General features: G+C 74.7%; 21 protein-coding genes. 12 read left to right on the forward strand and 9 right to left on the reverse strand.

Going from position 1 to position 21,610, the window contains the following annotated elements:
• Positions 1-3: 3 nt before the first annotated feature.
• Together ABZW32_RS20590 and ABZW32_RS20595 are read left to right on the forward strand one after the other, a co-directional pair.
• Entirely contained in the window at positions 4-1,419 is a 1,416-nt protein-coding gene (locus ABZW32_RS20590; RefSeq protein ID WP_356217818.1) for a sulfatase, read from the forward strand.
• A 30-nt stretch (positions 1,420-1,449) separates the two neighbouring features.
• The gene (locus tag ABZW32_RS20595; RefSeq protein ID WP_356217820.1) at positions 1,450-2,370 is read left to right on the forward strand and encodes a formylglycine-generating enzyme family protein; all 921 of its coding nucleotides are present in this window, start codon (positions 1,450-1,452) and stop codon (positions 2,368-2,370) included.
• A gap of 40 nt (positions 2,371-2,410) precedes the next feature.
• Here the strand turns inward: ABZW32_RS20595 and ABZW32_RS20600 are convergent, their stop codons facing one another.
• From ABZW32_RS20600 to ABZW32_RS20610, 3 genes are all read right to left on the reverse strand, one after another.
• Positions 2,411-2,956: a GNAT family protein gene (locus tag ABZW32_RS20600; protein ID WP_356217822.1), complete on the reverse strand. Its 546-nt coding sequence runs from the start codon at positions 2,954-2,956 to the stop codon at positions 2,411-2,413.
• Between the two features lie 124 nt (positions 2,957-3,080).
• Entirely contained in the window at positions 3,081-5,300 is a 2,220-nt protein-coding gene (locus ABZW32_RS20605) for an NADP-dependent isocitrate dehydrogenase (protein ID WP_356217824.1), read from the reverse strand.
• Between the two features lie 196 nt (positions 5,301-5,496).
• Positions 5,497-5,850, reverse strand: a complete 354-nt coding sequence (locus ABZW32_RS20610; RefSeq protein WP_356217826.1) for a DUF805 domain-containing protein — start codon at positions 5,848-5,850, stop codon at positions 5,497-5,499.
• Between the two features lie 222 nt (positions 5,851-6,072).
• Between ABZW32_RS20610 and ABZW32_RS20615 the strand changes: the two genes are divergently transcribed.
• Positions 6,073-7,143 carry an NAD-dependent epimerase/dehydratase family protein gene (locus ABZW32_RS20615; protein WP_356217828.1) on the forward strand — a complete coding sequence of 357 codons (1,071 nt, stop codon included), beginning with the start codon at positions 6,073-6,075 and terminating at the stop codon, positions 7,141-7,143.
• A 167-nt stretch (positions 7,144-7,310) separates the two neighbouring features.
• Positions 7,311-8,846 carry a DUF4157 domain-containing protein gene (locus tag ABZW32_RS20620; protein WP_356217829.1) on the forward strand — a complete coding sequence of 512 codons (1,536 nt, stop codon included), beginning with the start codon at positions 7,311-7,313 and terminating at the stop codon, positions 8,844-8,846.
• A gap of 37 nt (positions 8,847-8,883) precedes the next feature.
• On the opposite strand, the gene ABZW32_RS20625 is transcribed toward ABZW32_RS20620, so the two are convergent.
• On the reverse strand, positions 8,884-10,056 hold the full coding sequence (locus ABZW32_RS20625; protein WP_356217831.1) for a HAMP domain-containing sensor histidine kinase: 1,173 nt from the start codon (positions 10,054-10,056) through the stop codon (positions 8,884-8,886).
• Positions 10,053-10,799, reverse strand: coding sequence for a response regulator transcription factor (locus ABZW32_RS20630; RefSeq protein ID WP_356217865.1), 747 nt, complete (start codon positions 10,797-10,799; stop codon positions 10,053-10,055). The genes ABZW32_RS20625 and ABZW32_RS20630 overlap by 4 nt, the downstream gene beginning before the upstream one ends.
• A 131-nt stretch (positions 10,800-10,930) precedes the next feature.
• Between ABZW32_RS20630 and ABZW32_RS20635 the strand changes: the two genes are divergently transcribed.
• From ABZW32_RS20635 to ABZW32_RS20655, 5 genes are all read left to right on the forward strand, one after another.
• Positions 10,931-11,641 (forward strand): glycosyltransferase family 2 protein, encoded by a 711-nt coding sequence (locus ABZW32_RS20635; RefSeq protein WP_356217833.1) that lies wholly within the window; start codon positions 10,931-10,933, stop codon positions 11,639-11,641.
• Positions 11,638-12,267, forward strand: coding sequence for a DUF2064 domain-containing protein (locus ABZW32_RS20640; protein ID WP_356217834.1), 630 nt, complete (start codon positions 11,638-11,640; stop codon positions 12,265-12,267). The genes ABZW32_RS20635 and ABZW32_RS20640 overlap by 4 nt, the downstream gene beginning before the upstream one ends.
• Positions 12,264-12,965 carry a methyltransferase domain-containing protein gene (locus tag ABZW32_RS20645; protein ID WP_356217835.1) on the forward strand — a complete coding sequence of 234 codons (702 nt, stop codon included), beginning with the start codon at positions 12,264-12,266 and terminating at the stop codon, positions 12,963-12,965. The genes ABZW32_RS20640 and ABZW32_RS20645 overlap by 4 nt, the downstream gene beginning before the upstream one ends.
• A 302-nt stretch (positions 12,966-13,267) precedes the next feature.
• Positions 13,268-14,662: an AMP-binding protein gene (locus ABZW32_RS20650; RefSeq protein WP_356217837.1), complete on the forward strand. Its 1,395-nt coding sequence runs from the start codon at positions 13,268-13,270 to the stop codon at positions 14,660-14,662.
• Between the two features lie 4 nt (positions 14,663-14,666).
• Positions 14,667-15,059, forward strand: coding sequence for a RidA family protein (locus tag ABZW32_RS20655; protein ID WP_356217839.1), 393 nt, complete (start codon positions 14,667-14,669; stop codon positions 15,057-15,059).
• 29 nt (positions 15,060-15,088) lie between these two features.
• Here ABZW32_RS20655 and ABZW32_RS20660 read toward each other — a convergent pair whose 3' ends face one another.
• The 3 genes from ABZW32_RS20660 to ABZW32_RS20670 are packed head-to-tail and all read right to left on the reverse strand — an operon-like array spanning position 15,089 to position 17,661.
• The gene (locus tag ABZW32_RS20660) at positions 15,089-15,901 is read right to left on the reverse strand and encodes a GNAT family N-acetyltransferase (protein ID WP_356217841.1); all 813 of its coding nucleotides are present in this window, start codon (positions 15,899-15,901) and stop codon (positions 15,089-15,091) included.
• 9 nt (positions 15,902-15,910) lie between these two features.
• Entirely contained in the window at positions 15,911-16,399 is a 489-nt protein-coding gene (locus tag ABZW32_RS20665; RefSeq protein ID WP_356217842.1) for a hypothetical protein, read from the reverse strand.
• Positions 16,396-17,661, reverse strand: coding sequence for a molybdopterin-dependent oxidoreductase (locus ABZW32_RS20670; protein WP_356217844.1), 1,266 nt, complete (start codon positions 17,659-17,661; stop codon positions 16,396-16,398). Before ABZW32_RS20670 ends, ABZW32_RS20665 begins: the two co-directional genes overlap by 4 nt.
• Positions 17,662-17,776: 115 nt before the next feature.
• Here ABZW32_RS20670 and ABZW32_RS20675 point away from each other — a divergent pair, with 115 nt between their 5' ends.
• Positions 17,777-19,252, forward strand: coding sequence for a glycosyltransferase family 87 protein (locus ABZW32_RS20675; protein WP_356217846.1), 1,476 nt, complete (start codon positions 17,777-17,779; stop codon positions 19,250-19,252).
• Here the strand turns inward: ABZW32_RS20675 and ABZW32_RS20680 are convergent.
• Positions 19,225-20,043: a chitosanase gene (locus tag ABZW32_RS20680; RefSeq protein ID WP_356217867.1), complete on the reverse strand. Its 819-nt coding sequence runs from the start codon at positions 20,041-20,043 to the stop codon at positions 19,225-19,227. The genes ABZW32_RS20675 and ABZW32_RS20680 overlap by 28 nt on opposite strands.
• A gap of 309 nt (positions 20,044-20,352) precedes the next feature.
• Between ABZW32_RS20680 and sigK the strand changes: the two genes are divergently transcribed.
• Positions 20,353-20,877, forward strand: coding sequence for an ECF RNA polymerase sigma factor SigK (sigK, locus tag ABZW32_RS20685; RefSeq protein WP_266844171.1), 525 nt, complete (start codon positions 20,353-20,355; stop codon positions 20,875-20,877).
• Entirely contained in the window at positions 20,874-21,593 is a 720-nt protein-coding gene (locus ABZW32_RS20690) for an anti-sigma factor (protein ID WP_356217848.1), read from the forward strand. The genes sigK and ABZW32_RS20690 overlap by 4 nt, the downstream gene beginning before the upstream one ends.
• Positions 21,594-21,610 lie beyond the last annotated feature (17 nt).

Here is a 21,610-nt window from a genome sequence, read left to right on the forward strand (position 1 = left end):
CTCGTGAGCGAGCACGACAGCACGCCCCGCATACCCTCGGTCGCCCGCCGCGGCTTCCTCGCCGGTGCGGCGGCCGTCGCGGCCTCGGCCGCGACCCCGGCCCTCGCCCGGGCGGCGGCGCCCGCCGCCGGCCCCGCCGGAGCACGCCCCAACATCCTGCTGATCGTCACCGACGACCAGCCCAAGCACACCGACTGGGCCATCCCGAAGACCGTCGACTGGCTCGGCGGCCAGGGAGTCACCTTCACCCACGGGCACTCCGCGACCCCGCTGTGCGCGCCCTCGCGCTCCTCGGTGTTCTCCGGCCGCCACGCGCACCACCACGGCGTCCGCAACAACGCGGCCTCCCGCAGCCTGGACCAGTCCACCACCGTGCAGCGGTACCTCAAGGAGGCCGGATACCGCACCGGGCTCTTCGGCAAGTACCTCAACTCCTGGACCCTGGCGGACAATCCGCCGCACTTCGAGGAGTTCGCGCTCCTCCAGCCCGCCTACAACGACGCCCGCTGGAACGTGAACGGGACCGTCCAGACGATCGACGGCTACACGACCAACATCGTCCGCAACAAGACGCTCGCCTTCCTCGACAAGGCCGCCGGCGACAGCCGCCCGTGGTTCGCCTACGTCACCCCGTACGCCTCGCACGCGCCGAACGTCCCCGCGCCCAAGTACTCCGAGACGCCCGTCCCCGCGTGGAACGGGCGCCCTTCCGTCCCCGAGGCCGACCGCTCCGACAAACCGCCCTTCATCCAGGACGCCACGGCCACCCTGGACGACGCCCGCGAGGTGCGCACCCGTCAGCTGCGCAGCCTGCTGTCCGTCGACGACGCGGTGCAGGCCATCCGCGACAAGCTGGTGGCGCTGGGCCAGTTGGAGAACACCCTCGTCATCTTCACCGGGGACAACGGCTACACCTGGGCCGACCACGGCTGGCTGAAGAAGTCGGTGCCCTACTCCCCCTCCCACGAGGTGCCGTTCTACCTGTCCTGGCCCGCCCGCGGGCTCGCCGCCGGAACCACCGACCACCGGATCGTCGCCAACATCGACATCGCGCCGACCATCCTCGAAGCGGCCGGCGTCGGGCAGCCCGCCGGGCAGGACGGCCACTCGCTCCTCGGCGCCGCCGACCGGGACCACCTGCTGGTCCAGTGGTGGAAGCAGGGCACGGGCGGCGGGGGGCCCAAGACCTGGGCCTCGTACGTCGCCAAGGACAAGCAATATACGGAGTACTACGACCTGCACACCGACGCGAGCGGAGCGGTCTCCGGCACCGGGCAGGTCTCCTTCCGCGAGTACTACGACCTGGTCGAGGACCCGTACCAGCTGAAGAACCTGCTGTACCAGGCCACCCCCGCTCAGGAACGGGCCCTCGGGATACCGGCGCTCGCCGCCCGGCTGGCCGCCGACCGTACCGGCTGATCCGCCCACCGGCCCCTCCGGGAGAGACCCATGGCACCGAAGTCCTGCTGCGCGCCCGTCCGCGGATCCGCCCCGCTCACCCTGTCGCCTCCCCCGCCCCCGCGGGCGGCGGACCCGGCGGCGGAGCGGGCCGTCCGGGACCTGCTGGACCTGCCGGGGGGCCGCTTCCTGATGGGCACCGAGGACCCGGACGGGTTCCCGGCGGACGGGGAGGGGCCGGTCCGGGAGACGGTGGTCGGGGCGTTCCGCATCGCCCCGACCACCGTCACCAACGCCCGGTTCGCCTCCTTCGTGAAGGCCACCGGGCACGTCACGGAGGCGGAGTCCTTCGGCTTCAGCTTCGTCTTCGGCGGCTTCCTCGCCCCCGAGGTCGCCGCCGCCTCACCGGCGGTCGCCGGGACGCCCTGGTGGCGGGCGGTCTCCGGCGCCGACTGGCGCCGTCCGGAGGGGCCCGGTTCCTCTTCCCTGGGCACCCGGCAGAACCATCCCGTGGTGCACGTGTCCTGGAACGACGCGCAGGCGTACTGCGCCTGGTCCGGGACCCGGCTGCCCACGGAGGCCGAGTGGGAGTACGCGGCGCGGGGCGGGCTGGAGCAGCGCCGCTACCCCTGGGGCGACGAACTGCGGCCGGGCGGGCGGTACATGTGCAACATCTGGAACGGGGACTTCCCCCGGCACAACACGCGCGCCGACGGCCACGCGGGCACCGCACCCGCCCGGTCCTTCAGGCCCAACGGCTACGGGCTCTACCAGGCCGTGGGCAACGTGTGGGAATGGAGCGCGGACCGGTTCGCGGCGGACGGCCCCGAGCGGTCGATGCGCGGCGGCTCCCACATGTGCCACGACTCGTACTGCAACCGCTACCGGGTGGCCGCCCGCACCCGCAACACCCCGGACAGCTCGGCGGGCAACATCGGCTTCCGGGTGGCGGCCGGACCCCGCACCGGGTGACGCCGGGCGGGTGCGGGGGGGGGCCGATCAGCGCTGCCGGTCAGCGCTGCCAGTCGGCCGGCTTCCACTCGGCGGCCGGCAGTCCGAGGATCACCTCGTCGAGGAACTCCCCCATCACCCAGGCCGATCCGCGCAGGGTGCCCTCCGGGGCGAAGCCCGCCCGGCGGGCCGCGGCGATCATGGGGGCGTTGTCCGCGAGGGTCTCCAGCTGGAGGCGGTGCAGCCCGCGCACGGTGAACCCGTAGGAGCAGAGCAGCTGGACCACCTCCGTGCCGAAGCCGCGGCCCCGGAAGGCGGGGCGCAGCGACAGGCCGAGGTGGGCGTTGCGATTGTGGGTGTCGATGCCCCACAGCAGGGCTTCGCCCGCGAGTTCGCCGGAGGCCCGGTCGACCACGGAGAAGAAGGCCGCGGCGCCGTCCGACGCCTGCGGCTCGTACGGGGAGTTCCCGCCGACGGCGGCGATCGGGGCCCAGGGCCGGGTGTCGGCGCGCGAGCGCGTGGCGACGTCGTCGTAGAGCTCCGCGTGGAGCACGGGCACGTCTTCGGGGAGCCGGGCGCGCAGCCCGGTCGAGGGTCCTTGGATCACGGGGACTTCCTACGTGCCGTCCCGGCTCCGGCACAACCGGGTTTCCGCCCGGGCGTGCCCGGACACGGCCGCGCCCCGGCCGGGCACGAAGCCGACCGGGGCGCAGCCGTGGAGCGCGGGGGCGTCAGCCGAGGAGGCCGAGCGCCTTGTTCAGCGTCGCGGAGGGACGCATGATCTCGGCCGCCTTGGCCGGGTCGGGCTGGTAGTAGCCGCCGATCTCGGCCGGGGAGCCCTGGACCGCGATGAGCTCGCGGACGATGGTCTCCTCGGACTCCGCCAGGGTCTTGGCGAGCGGCTCGAAGGCCGCGGCGAGCTTCGGGTCGTCGATCTGGCGGGACAGCTCCTGGGCCCAGTACATGGCCAGGTAGAAGTGGCTGCCGCGGTTGTCGATGCCGCCCAGCTTGCGGCTCGGCGACTTGTCCTCGTTGAGGAAGGTGCCGGTCGCGCGGTCCAGGGTGTCGGCCAGCACCTGGGCGCGGGCGTTGCCGGTGGTGGTCGCGAGGTGCTCGAAGGAGACGGCCAGCGCGAGGAACTCACCGAGGGAGTCCCAGCGCAGGTAGTTCTCCTTGACCAGCTGCTGGACGTGCTTGGGGGCGGAGCCGCCGGCGCCGGTCTCGAAGAGGCCGCCGCCGTTCATCAGCGGGACGACCGACAGCATCTTGGCGCTGGTGCCCAGCTCCAGGATGGGGAAGAGGTCGGTCAGGTAGTCGCGCAGCACGTTGCCGGTCACCGAGATGGTGTCCTCGCCGCGGCGGATGCGCTCCAGGGAGTACGCGGTGGCCTTGACCGGGGAGAGGATCTCGATGGTCAGGCCGGCGGTGTCGTGGTCGGCCAGGTACGTCTTGACCTTGGCGATCAGCTGCGCGTCGTGGGCGCGGCCCTCGTCGAGCCAGAAGACGGCCGGGACGCCGGTGGCGCGGGCGCGGGTGACGGCGAGCTTGACCCAGTCCTGGATCGGCGCGTCCTTGGTCTGGCAGGCGCGGAAGATGTCGCCGGCGGCGACCTCCTGCTCCAGGACCGTGTTGCCCGCGGCGTCGACGAGGCGGACGGTGCCCGCGCTCGCGATCTCGAAGGTCTTGTCGTGGCTGCCGTACTCCTCGGCCTTCTGGGCCATGAGGCCGACGTTCGGCACCGAGCCCATGGTGGCCGGGTCGAAGGCGCCGTGGGCGCGGCAGTCGTCGACGACGACCTGGTAGACGCCCGCGTAGCTGCTGTCCGGGAGGACGGCGAGGGTGTCGGCCTCGGCGCCGTCCGGGCCCCACATGTGGCCGGAGGTGCGGATCATGGCCGGCATGGAGGCGTCGACGATGACGTCGGACGGCACGTGCAGGTTGGTGATGCCCTTGTCGGAGTCGACCATCGCCAGGGCCGGGCCCTCGGCGATCTCGGCGTCGATCGAGGCCTTGATCGCGTCACCGTCGGCGAGGGCGCCCAGGCCGTTCAGGATGGTGCCGAGGCCGTCGTTGGGGGACAGGCCGGCGGCGGCGAGGGTCTCGCCGTAGCGGGCGAACGTCTTCGGGAGGAAGGCGCGGACCACGTGGCCGAAGATGATCGGGTCGGAGACCTTCATCATCGTGGCCTTGAGGTGCACGGAGAACAGGACGTCCTCGGCCTTGGCCCGCTCGATCTGGTCGTTGAGGAAGGTGCGCAGGGCGTCGACGTGCAGGACGGACGCGTCCACGACCTCGCCCGCGAGCACCGGTACGGAGTCGCGCAGGACGGTGACGGCGCCGTCGGCGTCGACGTGCTCGATGCGCAGCGCGCCGGCCTCGGCGATCACGGTGGACTTCTCGGTGGAGCGGAAGTCGTTCGCGCCCATGGTGGCGACGTTCGTCTTCGACTCGGGGGTCCAGGCGCCCATGCGGTGCGGGTGGGCCTTGGCGTAGTTCTTCACCGAGGCGGGGGCGCGGCGGTCGGAGTTGCCCTCGCGCAGGACCGGGTTGACGGCGCTGCCCTTGACCTTGTCGTAGCGGGCGCGGATCTCGCGCTCCTCGTCGGTCTTCGGGTCGTCCGGGTAGTCCGGAAGCGCGTAGCCCTGGCCCTGGAGCTCGGCGACCGCGGCCTTCAGCTGCGGGATCGAGGCCGAGATGTTGGGCAGCTTGATGATGTTCGCTTCCGGCGTCTTCGCCAGTTCGCCGAGCTCGGCGAGGGCGTCGGCGATCTGCTGGCTCTCCTCGAGGTGCTCGGGGAAGCTGGCGATGATCCGACCGGCCAGGGAGATGTCACGCGTCTCGACATTCACACCGGCCGTCGACGCGTACGCCTGGATGACAGGCAGGAAGGAATACGTCGCGAGGGCCGGGGCCTCGTCAGTGTGCGTGTAGATGATGGTCGAGTCAGTCACCGGATGCTCCGCTCCACAGTCTGCGTCTCTCGTCTGCAACATTGCTCGACATCAAGATATCTCGTGATCGGGGCTGTCCGGACAGCCCCCTGCCGCAAGCGCGACGAGACGCGCGTCACCCCGGCGGGCCCGGGGCGCGCGAAAGGCGTCGCCCCCCGCCGTCAGTGGCGGGGGGGGCGACGCCTCCGGGCGGTGCCTAGGCCCGTATCTCCTTGGGGTTCTGTCCGTACGCGTTGGTTCCGGGGTGACCCTCGGTGGCCATCAGGACCAGGATCCAGATCCAGCCGACGAACGGGATGAAGCTCACCAGGTACCACCATCCGGACTTTCCGGTGTCGTGCAGGCGGCGCACCGAGAGGCCGAGGGACGGCAGGAGGACGGCGAGGGTGTAGATCCAGCCGAGGACCGGGTAGGTGCCGAGTACGAAGTCGAGCACCGTGAGGACGATGACGATCGGGATGTTCCAGAGGACGAACATCCAGTATTCCTGGCGCCGGGCACGGCCGGCGAAGTCCACGTACCGCTTGATGACGTCGAGGTAGTAGTTCACGAGTCCCCCCTGAGGACGGAACCTGCGGCCCTCCCCGTCGAATGGGCCGGGCCGGACTTATGCCCTTCTTACGGCACTCCCAAGCCACCTCGAACCACCTGAATATGGCCAGCCCCCCTGGTTTCAGGAGCAGTTGACCAGCAGCGGGACAGGAGTGACGAAACCCTTACGGAGGGGCGCGCCGGGCCCCGTCCGGCCGGACGGATCCGTAGCGTCGGGTCCATGCGCGTACTCGTCACCGGAGGAGCCGGCTTCATCGGCTCGCACATCGTCACCGCCCTGCGCCGGCACGGCCACGAACCCGTCGTCCTCGACTCCCTGCTCCCCGCCGCCCACTCGGACCCGCCCCCGCTGCCGGACAGCGGGTTCCTGCGGGGTGACGTACGCGATGCCGAGGCCGTGCGGGCCGCCCTGCGCGGGGTGGACGCCGTCTGCCACCAGGCCGCGATGGTCGGCCTCGGCACGGGCTTCGCCGACGCCCCCGCGTACGTGTCCGCCAACGACCTCGGCACGGCGGTCCTGTTGGCCGAGACGGCGCGCGCCGGGGTCCGCGGACTCGTCCTGGCCGGGTCGATGGTGGTCTACGGGGAGGGCCGGTACGCGTGCCCGCGCCACGGGGTGGTCCGCCCGGGACCCCGCCGCGCGGCCGACCTGGACGCGGGCCGCTTCGAGCCGCTGTGCCCCGCGTGCGGCGCCGAGCTCACCCCCGGCCTGGTCGCCGAGGACGCCCCGGCCGACCCCCGGAACGTCTACGCCACCACCAAGCTGGCCCAGGAGCACCTGGCGGCCGCGTGGGCCCGCGACACGGACGGGCGGGCGGTGTCGTTGCGCTACCACAACGTGTACGGCCCGGGGATGCCCCGGGACACCCCCTACGCGGGGGTGGCCTCCTTCTTCCGCTCCGCGCTCGCCCGGGGCGAGGCCCCGCGGGTCTTCGAGGACGGGGGCCAGCGGCGGGACTTCGTCCACGTCACGGACGTGGCGGAGGCGAACGTGGCGGCCCTGGAAGCCCTGGAGTCCCCCGGCACCCTCCCGGCCGGCCTGTGCACCCCGTACAACACGGGCAGCGGGGACCCCCGCACGATCGGCGAGATGGCCACGGCCCTGGCCACCGCCCACGGCGGCCCCGCCCCGCAGGTCACCGGCGAGTACCGGCTGGGCGACGTCCGCCACATCACGGCCGACTCCGCCCGTCTGCGCCGGGACCTGAGCTGGCTCCCCCGCACCCCCTTCGCCGAGGGCATGGCGGAACTGGCCGCCTCCCCCCAGCGCCCCTCGGCCGCCGCCGTCTGAGGCCGACGGGCTGTCTGAGGCCGACGGGCCCGCCTGAGGCCGATGGGCCCGAGGGGCTCACCGTGTGCCCGATGGGCCCACCGGTCTGCCCCCGGGTCCCTGGTGGGCCGCCGGCCTTCGTGGGAGGTTGGTCCGGACCGACCGGACCGGCTTCCGAAGGAGCGCGCGTGGCCCCGATACGGGACGAAGACCGGAAGGCCGACGGCGGGCGCGCGCCCGGACGGACGCGCGCCCCTTCCGCGGCGCCGCCCGCCCACGGGCTCCTCGGCCTCCATGGCGATGCCGGGAACGCCGCCGTCGTCCAGATGCTGCGGCAGGCCGGACACACGTGGGCCCGGGACCGGCACCGGCACGGTCCCGGATGCTCGCACCCGCCACAGGGCGGCCCGTCACAGGGCGGCCCGGTGCACGGCACCCCGGTGCAGCGCTCCGCGGACGGCCGTGCCGACGGGGAGCGGCACGAGGACGGCGAAGACCGCGCTCACGGCGCCGCTGCGGATGCGGGCCCCACCGGCCTGCGGGCCCTGCTCGACGCCGCCAGGGCCACCCCGGGCCGCGCCCTTCCCCCGTCCCTGCTCGCGGAGGCGGGGCCGTTCTTCCGCAACGACAGGCTGTCCGCCGGCCGCTTCCACGACGACCCCGTGTCGCAGCGGGCCGTCGCGGCCATGGGCGCCCGGGCCATGACGATCGGGGAGCACATCTTCGCTCCCCCCGGGGCCCTCGGCGACAAGGCGCTCATCGGCCACGAACTCAGCCACCTCAGCGAGAACCTCAGCGGTGTGCGCGAGAGGGGCGTCAGCGCGGGCGACGGAACGACCGTCACCGAACCCGGCCAGCCCTCCGAGCTGATGGCGGGGGCCGACGGAGCCGCCTTCGCCGCGGGAACGGAGACCGCCCCTTCCGTCCTCCAGCGAGCGGTGACGGGGCATGCGGGAACCGGTGGCACGGGAGGGAGCGGCCACGCCGTCCAGCGGGCCCGGCACGGTTCGTCGTCGAACTCGGCGGGCCGCCAGTCCCAGCGGCGTCAGCGCGTGCGGGTCAAGGACCTGCGGTACGCCGAATACCTCGTGAGCCCCAATTGGGGGCCCACGCTCGGCAGCCGTGGCGGTGGCAGCTGGGCCAACGCCGTGCTGGGCCCGCTCAGCCTGCTGAACGTGCGCTCCAATTCCAATGCCCGGCTCCCCGCGGCCATCGACGACGCCCGGGAGGCGTATCCGCAGCTGACGTTCATCGCGGGGCACCTGCTCAACGAGTGCTTCGGCGGACCGGGCCAGCGGTCGAAGAACCTCACCATCCTGCTCTCCGGCGCGAACGGCGCCCACAAGGGGTACGACGATCCCCTCAAGAACGCGGTGGAGGACATGCGGCAGGTCTACGAACTGCTTTCCGACCTCTACCTCCCCATCGACACCCTCAGGTTCGGTATCGAAACGACGGTCACCGCCTCCGCGTCGCAGGGTTACGCGTGGTCCGACAAGGACTATCCCCAGAAGTACATATCCGAGTACCTGCACTGCGTGGCCCGGATCCACGGCGCCGAGCAGGTGTGGGACTGGATCGACCAGGCGGAGCAGCAGGACCCCGGCAACCGGGATTGGCAGCAGGTCGCCGCGTACCTGCGCCGGGTGGAGGCCTGGGTGGCCCAGGCGAACCAGCACCAGATCATCACCAACACCCCCGGTGCCCCCCTCCTGGCGCTCTAGACGTTGCTCGTCCGGGCCCCGTCGGCGCGGGGCCCGGTCACGACGCCGCGGAGCCCACCGGCAGCGTCACCTCGAAGCGGCAGCCGCCGGGCACGTTGTGGACGGCGGTACGGCCGGCGTGGGCCTCCACGATGCCCCGTACGATCGCCAGCCCCAGCCCCGCCCCGGCCCCCGCCGGGCGCCCGGCCGCGGCCCCCGCGACCGCCCCCGCCGCGGGCACCGGCGTACGGGCCGCCGCGCCCCGCCAGCCCGTGTCGAACACCCTCGGCAGGTCCTCCGCCGGGATCCCGCCGCAGCCGTCGGTCACCGACAGCACCACGACCCCGTCGTCCGCCCCGGTATCGGCGGCGATGGCGACGGTGCCGTCGGCCGGCGTGTGCCGGATCGCGTTGACCAGCAGGTTCGCCAGGACCCGGGACATCTCCTTGGCGTCGACCTCCACCGGCACCCGCTCCACCTCCTCCCCCACCAGCCGGACCCCGTGCTCCCGCGCCAGCGGGTCGACCCCGGACAGCGCCTCCGCGACGAGGTCGTACAGCGACATCCGGCTCGGGCTCAGGGCCAGCGCCCCCGCGTGGATGCGCGACAGTTCGAACAGGTCCCCGACCATCGTGTTGAGCCGCTCCACCTCGGTGCGGATCTGCCGGTGGTAGCGGCCGGGATCGGCGGCCATCCCGTCCTCCAGCGCCTCCGACATCGCCCGCAGCCCGGCCAGCGGGGTCCGCAGGTCGTGCGAGATCCAGGCGACCAGCTCCCGCCGCGAGGCCTCCAGCGCCCGCTCCCGCTCGCGCGAGGCGGCCAGCCGGTCGCTGGTCGCCGCGAGTTCCCGGGACAGCGCGTCCAGTTCGGCGGTGGTCTGTCCGGGCGGCGCGGCGAACCGGCCGCCGTCACCGAAGTCCCGTGCGGCCAGGGAGAGTTCCCGGCTCCGCGCCACCACCCACCGGCCCAGCAGCAGCGCGGTGGCCAGCGAGACCACCGCCGCCATCGCCACCACCAGGGTGACCACGCCGAGGTCGTGCGGGGACAGGAACATGGCCTCGGCGACGGCCAGCGTCCCGGCCAGCATGGCGGTGACCGTCACCCCGGCGATCACCGCGAGGGAGACGGCGACCGAGCGGCGCCGCACGAGGCGCAGCACCCCCGCCCCCAGCACCCCCGCGCACGCGGCCCCGCCGAGCGCGAACAGCGCGATGAGCAGCACGTCCTTCACGCCGCCACCGCCCCGCCGGGCTCGAAGCGGTAGCCGACGCCCCACACCGTCTGGATCAGCCTCGGGCTGCCCGGATCCCGCTCGATCTTGGCGCGCAGTCTGCGTACGTGCACGGTCACCGTCGACAGGTCCCCGAAGTCCCAGCCCCACACCTCGCGCATCAGTTCCTCCCGCCCGTGCGCCCGCCCGGGATGCCGCAGGAAGTGCGCGAGGAGGTCGAACTCCCGCAGGGTGAGGGCGAGTTCCGCTCCGTCGCGGGTGGCCCGGTGCGTCGCGGGGTCGAGCGAGAGCCCGGCACCGGTCAGCGGCGCGGGCACGGCGGCGGCGGCCGCGGCCCGGCTGCGCCGCAGGACGGAGGTGACCCTCAGGACCAGCTCGCGCGGGCTGAACGGCTTGGTGACGTAGTCGTCCGCACCGACCTCCAGGCCGGTGATCCGGTCGTCCTCGTCGCCCCGCGCGGTCAGCATGATCACGGGTACGGGTCCGCCCGCGCGCAGCCGCCGGCAGACCTCCAGCCCGTCGATCCCGGGCAGCATCAGGTCGAGGACGACCAGGTCCGGGCGGGCCCGTCCGGCGGCTTCGAGGGCGGCGGGGCCGTCGCCCGCCTCCTCCACGTCGAACCCGGCCCCGCGCAGGTATCCGGCGACGACCTCGGAGACGGTCGGGTCGTCGTCGACGACGAGGATCCGCGCGGGCGCCGTTTCGCGCGGGGGTGCCGTCTCGCGCGCGGGCGCCTCTTCCATGCTGTTCATGCCCACAGCCTCCCATCCGCCGCCCGCCACCGGACCCCCGCCCGGGCCCTCCGGGGGTGACGTCCGCGTTTCGTAAGGAGCGCGGAACCCCGTTCGGGGCCCGGCGTTCCTACGGTGAGAACGTGACCGTGACCGTGAGTGTTGATGTCGTCCTGCCCTGTCTGAACGAGGCCGAGGCCCTGCCCTGGGTGCTCGCCCGCATTCCTCCCGGCTGGCGGGCCCTGGTCGTGGACAACGGGTCCACCGACGGCTCGGCGGAGATCGCCCGCTCCCTGGGCGCCACGGTGGTGACCGAGTCCCGGCGCGGGTTCGGCGCCGCCTGCCACGCGGGGCTGCTCGCCGCGCGGGCGGAGGTCGTGTGCTTCTGCGACTGCGACGCCTCCCTGGACCCCGGGCTGCTGACGGGCTTCGTGGCCGCCGTGGCCGCCGGCGAGGCGGACCTGGTGCTGGGGCGGCGCAGGCCCCGGGGCCTGCGCGACTGGCCCGCGCACGCCCGGGTGGGGAACCTGGTGCTGGCCCGGCTGCTGCGCCGCCGGACCGGGCTGCCGCTGCGCGACCTGGGTCCGCTGCGCGCGGCCCGGCGGGCCGGCCTGCTGGGCCTGGAACTGTCGGACCGTCGCTCGGGGTACCCGCTGCAGATGGTGGTGCGGGCCGCGGACGCGGGCTGGCGGGTACGGGAGGTGGACGTGCCGTACCTGCCGCGCGCCGGGAAGTCGAAGGTGACCGGCACCTGGCGGGGCACCTGGCAGGCCGTCCGCGACATGAGCCGGGTACTGGCGGAACCCGCCGCGTCCGCCGCCCCTGACCGCGCCTCCGCCGGGGGGACCCGGTGAAGACGACCCTGCTGGTGATCGCGAAGGAACCCCTGCCGGGCCGGGTCAAGACCCGGCTCACCCCGCCGTTCACCCCGGCCGAGGCGGCCGCCCTGGCCGAGGCCTCGCTGGCCGACACCCTGGCCGCCGTCGCCGCGACGCCCGCCGCGCGGAGGGTCCTCGTGCTCGACGGGCGGCCCGGTCCCTGGCTGCCGTCCGGCTTCGAGGTGCTCCCGCAGTCGGCGGGGACCCTGGACGAGCGTCTCGCGGCGGCCTTCGGGGCCTGCTCCGGGCCCGCGCTGCTGATCGGCATGGACACCCCGCAGGTCACGCCCGCGCTGCTGACCGTCGACTGGGACGGGTACGACGCCTGGTTCGGGCCCGCCGTGGACGGCGGCTTCTGGGCCCTGGGCCTCGCCGAGCCCGACCCCGCGCTGCTGCGCGGGGTGCCGATGTCGGTGGCGCGGACGGGCGCCGTCCAGTACGCGCGACTGCGGGCGGCCGGGCTGCGGACCGGCCGGCTCCCGCTGCTGCGGGACGTGGACACGGCCGAGGACGCCCGGCTGGTGGCGGCTTCGGCTCCGGCGGGGGCGTTCGCGGCCCGGCTGGCCGCCCTGCCCGGCGGGGCGCCGGCGGTGCGGGGGTGACCGCCGCCGCGGCCTGGACGGCCGACGACCCGTACTCCCTCGCGCTGCGCAGCGGCCGGGGTCCCCTGTTCCTGCGGCGCGGGGACGGCTGGCTGTTGCCGCTGGAGGTGGAGCGCTGGTGCGAGGCCCCCGACGACGCGGACCGGACCGTGCTGGGGCGCTGCCGCGGGACGGTGCTCGACATCGGCTGCGGCCCCGGGCGGCTGGTGGCGGCCCTGGCCGCCCGGGGCCACCGGGCGCTGGGCATCGACGTGAGCCCGGAGGCGGTGGCCCGTACGGCCCGCGCGGGCGGCAGCGCCCTGCGCCGGTCGGTCTTCGACTCCCTGCCGGGCGAGGGGCGTTGGGGCACGGCCCTGCTGATCGACGGGAACATCGGCATCGGCGGCGACCCGGCGGCCCTGCTGGGACGGATGGCCGAGGTCCTCGCCGCCTCGGGGTCGCTGATCGTGGAGTGCGAGGAGGTGGAGGTGGACGAGCGCTGCGAGGTCCGGGTCGCGGACGGCCGCGGCGCGCTGGGCACGCCCTTCACCTGGGCCCGCGTCGGTGCCGCCGCGCTGACCGCGCTCGCCGGGGCGCAGGGGTGGGTCCGCACGGACCACTGGACGGTCGCCGGCCGCGTGTTCGTGGAGCTGCGGCGCCCCGGGAGGACGCTTCCGCGGCCCTCGGACCGCCGGTCGGAGCGGGCGGTGGGCCGCTGAACCGTACGCGGCTGAACGGTCCGGTGCCGACCGGTACCGACCGGCGCCGTGTCCGCGCCGGCGCCGGCGCGGCCGCCCGCGGTCCGGGTCCGCGGGCGATCGCGCCGGGCCGGGCCGCGTCCGCGCCGGGCCAGCCGGATCCCGGGCCGTTCCTCCTGTTCGGCGGCGTGCGTTGGACTTTCCGCCGATGGCGTCCGGCGGCCATGGTCCGGACCGCGCATTGCGCGCGGAGGTACCGGCGGATTGGATCGACCGGATCGAGACGGCGGGACCGCTGCCCGGCGTCGACCGGGGGGAAGCGCATGACCACCGTGCCCGACGGCCACACGCCCTGGCCCGAGGAGTTCGTCGACCGCTATTGGGCGGCCGGGCACTGGCGTGGCAACACGCTGGACAACCTGCTGCGCGACTGGGCCCGGCAGTACGGACCGCGCACCGCGCTCGTGCACGGCGACACCCGCCTCACGTACGCGCAGCTGAACCGGCGCGTGGACCGCATGGCGGCCGGAATCCGGCTGCTCGGCCTGCGGCCCGGCCAACGGGTCGTCGTCCAGCTGCCGAACGTTCCCGAGTTCGTCGTCACGGCGTTCGCGCTGATGCGCGCCGGCGTGGTCCCCGTGTTCTGTCCGGTCCCGTACCCCGCGGACGGGGTCTCGCGCCTCGTCCGGCTCACCGAGGCAGTCGGCTACGTCGCCCCGTCGGCCTACCGGGGTTTGGACCACAGGGCGATGGCCGAGGGGATCGCGGCCCGAGAACCCTTCCTGCGGCGGGTCTTCACCCTCGAAACGCCGGACTCCCCCGCCCCGTACGGCGGCGGTTTCACGACCGACCCGGTGGGCTGCCACTACGTCCCGCTGGGCTCCGTCGACGCCCCGCCCGGCCCGGCGCTCGCGCGGGGCGCGGACCGGGTGGCCCTCATGTTCCTCTCCGGCGGCAGCCGCGCGACGCCCGGACTCGTTCCGCGCACCCACGACGACTACGTCTACCAGGCGCGGGCCGCCGCCGAGCTGGTGTCGCTGACCTCGGACGACGTGTACCTGGCCGCCCTGCCCGCCGGGGCCGACTTCGCCTTCGGCTGCCCCGGGGTCGTCGGGACGCTCTCCGTCGGCGGCACGGTCGTCCTGGTCGAGGACCCGGGGCCCGCCACGTGCCTCCCGGTCGTCGAACGGGAGCGGGTCACCGTCACGTCGCTGTCGCCCGCCACCGTCCGGCTCTGGCTCGACGCACCCGGCCCGGCCCGTTGCGACACGAGCAGTCTGCGCCTGGTGCAGGTCGGCGGCGCGCCCCCGGAGCGGGAGACCGCCGAACGGATCGGCTCCGCCTGGGGCGCTCGCCCGCAGCAGGTCCTCGGCATGCCCGAGGGGCTGCTGGTCCTGACCCGGCCCGACGATCCCGACGAGACCGTGCTCACCACGCAGGGCCGCCCGCTCTCGCCCGACGACGAGATCCGCCTGGTCGGCGCCGACGGCGAGGACGTGCCCGACGGGGAGCCCGGCGAACTCCTCGTCCGGGGCCCGTACACCGTGCGGGGCTACTACCGGGCGCCCCACGAGAACGCCCGCGCCTTCACCGCCGACGGCCGCTTCCGCACCGGCGTTCGCGCGCGGCGCACCCCGGACGGCAACCTGGTGGTGACCGGACCCGACCCGGAGGCACCGGGCGGCGACACCGGCCCGCGAGACCGTCCGGCAGGATGACGTCATGACCAGTACACGACACAACGTCGGCTCGGGCTCGCCCCTGGAGCCCGAGATCGGCTTCTCCCGGGCGGTGCGCGTCGGCCCGTACGTGGCGGTCGCCGGCACCGCCCCCATCGGGGACGACGGCGCCACCGTCGGACCGGGTGACGTCCACGCCCAGACCGTGCGCTGCCTGGAGATCGCCGAACGGGCGCTGGAGGCCGCCGGGGCCTCGCTGGAGGACGTCGTCCGCACGCGCGTCATGCTCACGGACGTCACGACGTGGCGGGAGGCGGCGCGGGCGCACGGGGAGCGGTTCGCCTCGGTCCGGCCGGTGACCACCTTCGTCGAGGTGTCCCGCTTCATCGACCCCGCCTGGCTGGTCGAGGTGGAGGTCGACGCCGTCCTCCCCTAGGCCGTCCCTTCCGGATCTTGCCCGGCCGCTCAGACCCGTTCGAAGACGTGCGTGTGGCCGATCGACGTGAAGCCGCGCCTGGCGTACCACGTGCGCGGCCAGTCCTGGGTGTCGGCGATCAGGAAGCGGATGCCGCACCCCGCGTCGGCGGCCCGGCGCAGGGCCGTGTCCAGGACCGCTCCGGCGTGCCCGCGGCCGAGGTGGGCCTCGGCGGTGACCAGGTCCTCGATCTGGGCCGTGCCCGTCCGCGGGTCGGCGTAGAGGTCGGCCCAGGAGGCGATCTCGCCCTCGCCGGTGCGGGAGCCTATGAACCGTACGGACTCGGCGCCGCGGCGACGGGCACCGCGCTGGTCGACGAGGGCACGGACGGTCTCCTCCCCGGCCTCCGGCAGGAAGCCCCGCCAACGCCGGGTCAGCGGGGCCCGCAGCGCGTCGAGTTCCACCTCCCGGGCGTGCGCACCGTCCGGGACGGACCCGGTGTGCAGCATGACGAGGTAGGACGAGTGCGTGTACCCGGCCCGGGTCAGCCACGGCCCGCAGGCCGCCGCGGTGACGTCGTCGAAGACGGAGACCATCCGGTGCCCCAGGTGACCCAGGAGTTCCTCGGCCCGTGCGGGCAGCGCCCCGGGGTCGACGGCCCGCTCGACCACGATCTGGTTGGCGGACCAGGTGCGGGCGAAGGCGTCGTCGAGGGCGGCGAACCCGCCCGGGAACTCGACGGTCCGCGCCGCCTGACGGCGTGCGAAGGCGGTCAGGAAGGCCCTGACCCGCGGGAGCTCGGTGCCCGGTTCGATCGGCTGCGGCTGCGGCTGCTGCGTGTGCTGCGTCGGCTCGGTCGGCATGGGCCGAGCCTAGGCACCGGGTCCCCGCCGCCGCCCCCGATTTTCCGCCTGCCGGCGTCCGGCCCCTCCCGGCCCGCCACCGGTCCGTGTTCCGGTGTCCGGGCGGCCGCGGGCCCGTCGGCGCGGGGCGGTCACGACGGCGGCGACGACGGTGACCGCCGCCACCGCGCCCAGCACGATCAGCAGGTTCCTCCCGTACGGCAGCGGCAGGGCCGTCGGGTTGGCCGGGACCCCCGGCCGCAGGAGCGCGGGCAGCGTGACGAGCACCAGCACGCTGCCGGTGATCAGCCCACCGCGTACGGGTCCCCGCGCGGGCGCCGCGGCGAGGAGCAGTCCGGCGGCCAGTACGAGCGGGGCGATGACCCCGTCGTGCAGGACGAGCGAGCCGCCGAGCCAGACGAGCACGTCCATCGGGTCGGGCAGGTCGGCCACCAGCCGGCCCCCGACCGCGATCAGGAGCAGCCCGAGCGCGCCCAGAACGCAACGGAAGGCCTTCACAGCACCTCCAGCAGGGTGACCCACTTGGTCTGCAGCACCCCGGGCCGGTTGGGCGCGATGATCCGCGCCGGGTAGCCGTGGTCGGGAGACAGCACCTGCCCGTTGAGTTCCAGCGCGAGCAGGGTGAGCGGGTCCTCGGCGTGGTCCCGTCCCATCTCCATGACGCGGTAGGCGCCGCCGGTCTCCATCGAGGTGACGCGCAGCCCGGCGCCCGGCGGTGCCCCCGCGCGGGCGAGCAGGTCGCGGATCCGTACCCCGCTCCAGGCCGCCTGGGCGCTCCAGCCCTCCACACAGGCGATCGGCAGGTCGGCCCGCACCTGTGGCAGGGCGCGCAGTTGGGGGAGCGTCAGCGTGTACGGGCGGGGGCCGCGCACCTCCAGCCGCCAGTCGCGCAGCCGGTCGGGCCCGATCCCGGCCGCGGCGGCCGTCCGGTTGACGGGCAGGCCCTGGGGCCCGTGGCCGGGGTGCCGGGGTCCCAGCAGGTCGAGGAAGGCCAGCGGGGTGAAGGACTGGCCGGCGGTGGTCACCGTGACCGCGCCGACGGCGGCGGCCGTACCGAGGAGCAGCGAACGCCGGTCCGGCCCGTCCGCGGCGGGCAACAGGCGGGTGCCGGGCGAGCGCGCGGTCCAGTGGTCCCTGATCTCGGGGGCCTTGACGGCGATGTGCAGCAGGATGGACCCGGTCACGACCCAGCCGAGGGCGAAGTGCGTCTCGACGAAGCCGAACGGCCAGGGGTACCACTGCACGATGTTGAGGAGTCCGGAGGCGACCTCCAGTACGGCGGTCGCGACCAGGACGGCCACCGACAGCCGCTCCAGGGCGTGCCGTACGCCGCGCACGGGCGGCCACTCGAAGAGCCGGGGGTAGACGGTCCACAGCTTGACGAGGAGCAGCACGATCGCGGCGAGCCCGGAAGCGATGTGCAGGCCCTGGGTGAGCCGGTAGCCCCAGGCGGGCCGGGTGGGGAGGGAGTCGGCGGCCCAGGCGGGCGGGTGCTGGAGGTAGTGGCTGATCAGACCGGTCACGAAGCAGACGGCGAAGGCGGCGGCGAGCGGGCGGCCGACGGCGGTGGCGGTGCGGGCGTCGTGCAGGCGGCCGGAGGAACCGGGCGGGCGCACGACCGCCAGGGCCGCCTTCGCCCGGCCGAACGCCCCCTGCGCGGGCGGCTCCGGTCCGGGGTCGTCGGCGAAGTCGTGCGCGCGGGCGTTCGCGGGGCCGTCCGTGGGCGACGGGTCACAGGGCGGTGGGGGGTCGGAAGTCATGCTCCCCATCACACCGTCCCGGGGGCCCGGCACGGGCCGTTCGGCACCTTACGAAACGCGGACGTCCGGCCCGGTCAGGGGCCTTGCGGCGGCCCGCGCTGCCAGGCTGGCGACCATGGACCACCCCCGCCTCCGCCCCCGTCCGGGCCCCCGCCCCCGCGCCGCCGCCCGCATCCCGGTCGCCGTGACCGCGCTGCTGCTCACCGCGCTGACCGGCGTGCTCGTCGCCGCGGTCCGCTACGACTACGACGCGTACTTCACCGACCCGGCCGGGCTCCTCCCCTGGTACGCCGCCGCCTGGGCCCTGTTCGGGGCGGCCGTGTGGTCGCTGCGCCGGGTGCCGGCCCGCCGCGTGGTCCCCCTGGTGCTGGCCGGGGCGCTGGCGGTGGCCGGGGCGGGGCTCGCCGCGCCGCCGCTGACCAGTACCGATTCCTTCCGCTACGCCTGGGACGGCCGGGTCCAGGCCGCCGGGACCTCCCCGTACGACCGCGCCCCCGCGGATCCGGCGCTGCGGCCCCTGCGCGACGGCTGGCTCTTCCCCCACACCCCCTCCGCCTGCGCCGGACCCGCCCGGGTCATCGTCGAGCCGGGGGTCTGCACCCGGATCAACCGGCCCGCCGTGCACACCATCTACCCGCCCGTCGCGGAGGGGTACTTCGCCCTGGTGCACTTCCTCTCCCCGCCCGGCGTGCGCCACAAGGCGCTCCAGGTCGGCGGGGCCCTGACGGCGTTCGCGGTGACCGTGGCACTGCTGCTGATCCTGCGGCGCCGGGGCGCGGACCCCCGTACGGCGGCCTGGTGGGCGTGGTGTCCGGCGGTGGCGGTGGAGGCGGTGAACAACGCGCACGTGGACGGGCTCGCCGTGCTGCTGTCGGTGGCCGCGCTGGGGGTGGTGGTGCGCCGACGGGCCCTGGGCGGGGCCCTGTTCGGCCTGGCTGTGGCGGCGAAGCTGCTGCCCGCGGTCCTGCTGCCGGGCGCGCTGGCCGGCGTACGGCGGTGGCGGGACGCGGCGGTGCTGCTGCTGCCGGCGGCGGCGGTGGTGGGGCTGGCGTACCTGCCGTACGTGCTGTGGTCGCGCTCGTCGGTCTTCGGCTACCTGGGCGGCTACGCCGAGGAGGAGGGCTACGGGGATCCGGGCGCGGGCGGCCGGTACGCGCTGCTGCGGCTGGTGCTGCCGGACGCGTGGGCGGTCCCGGCGGTGGTGGCCGGGATGCTCGCGGTGGTGGCGTACGTCTGGTGGCGCGGGGATCCCGAACGGCCGTGGAGCGGGGCCCTGCTGGTGACGGGGACGGCCTTCCTGCTGATGACCCCGGGGTACTCCTGGTACGCGCTGCTGCTGGTGGCCCTGGTGGCGCTGGACGGCCGGGCCGAGTGGCTGGGGGTGGCGGTCGCCGGGGCGGTGGTGTACGTGGGCCGGGTGCCGTTGGGCGCGGCGACCGTGGAGGTGGCGTACGGGCTGGCGGGCGCGGCGGTGCTGGCCGGCTGGGCGCTGCGCCGGCGCTCCGGGGCCCGGGACGGAGAGGGGTCTCGTCCCGGGCCGCGGAGCGGGCGGGTGGGCGGTGGTCAGCCGATGTGGAAGGAGTCCCCGTAGACCTTCCAGTCCAGCGGGGTGTTGAGGTTCAGGTTGCCCTTCTTCAGGAAGACCCGCTGCGCGGTGTCGACGCGGCTGGTGTCGCTGTGCGCCTCCTCCTGCTTCATCGCCCAGACGCGGGCGTCGAGGAAGGCGTTCAGCCAGGTGGTCTCGTTGCCGCCCTGGGCCGGGGGCTTGGCCTTGGTCAGGGCCCGCTTGCGGATGTTGCGGAAGCTGGTGGAGTCGCTGCCGTCGCCGTGCATGACGATGGCGTCGTAGTAGATGAACTGGCCGAGGGTGCCGACGCCGTCGCTCTTGCCCTGGCCGACCGCGGGGTTGAAGTAGACGCGGTCGCGCTCGTGGTCCTGCGCCTTCTTGAACTCGCTGTCGGCGGCGGCCTTGGCCCAGTCCTTGGTGAAGTTGGGGTCGAGGCCGGCGTGCGAGTCGCCGCCGTTGACCTTGCGCAGGGCGGGCAGGTACTTGGCGAGCACGTTGCCGGGCTTGACCTGCGTGTAGTACTCGACGAGGTCGAGCATGTCGCCGGTGCCGGAACAGAAGCCGATGATGCCGGCGGTGTAGCCGCGCCCGTCGCGTATGTCCTCGATGTACTTGTACTGCGCCTTCCAGTCCAGCGAGGAGTTCTCCGCGCTGGAGACGATCTGCATGGCGATGTCCTTCTTCGCCGGGTCGTCGAGCCCGGTCGCCGCCGCGGCGGCGGGGGCCGCCGCCGGTGCCGCCGCCGGTGCGGCGGTGGCGTGTGCGGCGACGGGCGCGGCGAGGAGCGCGGCGCCGAGCAGAGCGCCGATCGTCATGGTCTTGCGGCGGGGAGTGAACACAGGGCCTCCGTACGGTGGTTGAGCCTGTCCCGGCTCCATTAGGAAACTTTCCTACCAGACATCCGGGGTTGCCGACACCCCCCGGGAAAGAAGTCCGGAGGAGACCAATCCGCTCGGGCGGCGGCTCCGAAGTCCTCCATGACCGACGCCGCCACCGCCCCGGAGGACCGCCATGACCCGTACGCGACGCCGCCCCGCAGGTCACGGCCGGAGGGGGCGCGCGTGAGGCGGCCGATCCCCTTCGGCGCACCGCAGGAACGGTCCGCCCCCGACCTCCCCGGAATCATGGAGCACGTCGCCCGCGGCGATCAGGACGCCTTCGCCGCGCTCTACGACGTGATCGCGGGCCCCGTCCACGGGATCGTCGTCAAGGTCCTGCGGGACCGGGCGCAGTCCGAGGAGGTCACCCAGGAGGTGCTGATCGAGGTCTGGCGACAGGCCCCGCGCTACCGCCCCGACAAGGGCACCGTCATGACCTGGGTGCTGACCATCGCGCACCGGCGCGCGGTGGACCGGGTCCGCTCGGCACAGGCCGCGACCGCCCGCGAACAGGACACGGCGGCGCGCGAACACGCCCGCCCCTACGACGAGGTGAGCGAGCAGGTGGAGATCCGGCTGGAGGGGGAACAGGTGCGCCGCTGCGTGCGCGGGCTGACCGAACTCCAGCGCCAGGCCGTCAGCCTGGCCTATTACGGGGGGCTGACGTACCGGGAGGTCGCCGAGACCCTCCACACCCCGCTGCCCACGGTCAAGACACGGCTGCGCGACGGGCTGATCCGGCTGCGCGACTGCATGGGGGTCACGGCATGAGCCGCACGAGAACCGGCGCCGAGCAGCTGCACGCGCTCTCCGGGGCCTACGCCCTGAACGCGCTGGACCGGGGCGAACGGGACGCGTTCGAACGGCACTTGGAACGGTGCCCGCAATGCGCGCAGGACGTGCGGGAGTTCGCGGCGACGGCCGCCCGGCTCGGCGCGGGCGTGGCGCTGCCCGCCCCGCCGGGGATGCGGGCGGCGGTCCTGGGGGGCATCGACGGGGTCCGGCAGCTGTCGCCGGCCCGCCGGGGCATCGCCACCCTGCGCCGGCGCGCGCTGCCGCTGGCGCTCGCCGCCTGCCTCACCGGGGTGCTGGCCCTGGGCGGGACCGCGGTGTGGGAACACCAGCGGGCCCGCCAGTCGGCGGAGGCGCTCCAGGACCTGACGGCGGTACTGGCCGCGCCGGACGCCCGTACGGTGATCAGGCGGTCGGCGTCCGGCGCCACGGCGACGGTGGTGGCGTCCCCGTCCCGGGACCGGGCGGCCTTCCTCGGCTCCGGGCTGCCGGCGGCCCCGGAGGGGCGGACCTACCAGCTGTGGCTGGCCGACGGGGGCACGATGCGGCCGGCGGGGCTCATGGGCGGCGACGGCGCGACCGTCCTGACGGCTCCCCTGGGCCGCGCGACGGCAGTCGGCCTGACCCTGGAACCCGCGGGCGGCTCCCCCGCCCCGACCAGCCCCCCGCTGATGCTCCTCCCCCTCCCCCGCTGACGGCCGCCCGCCCGGCG

Source organism: Streptomyces sp. NPDC004667 (genome assembly GCF_040609475.1).
Lineage (GTDB): Bacteria > Actinomycetota > Actinomycetes > Streptomycetales > Streptomycetaceae > Streptomyces.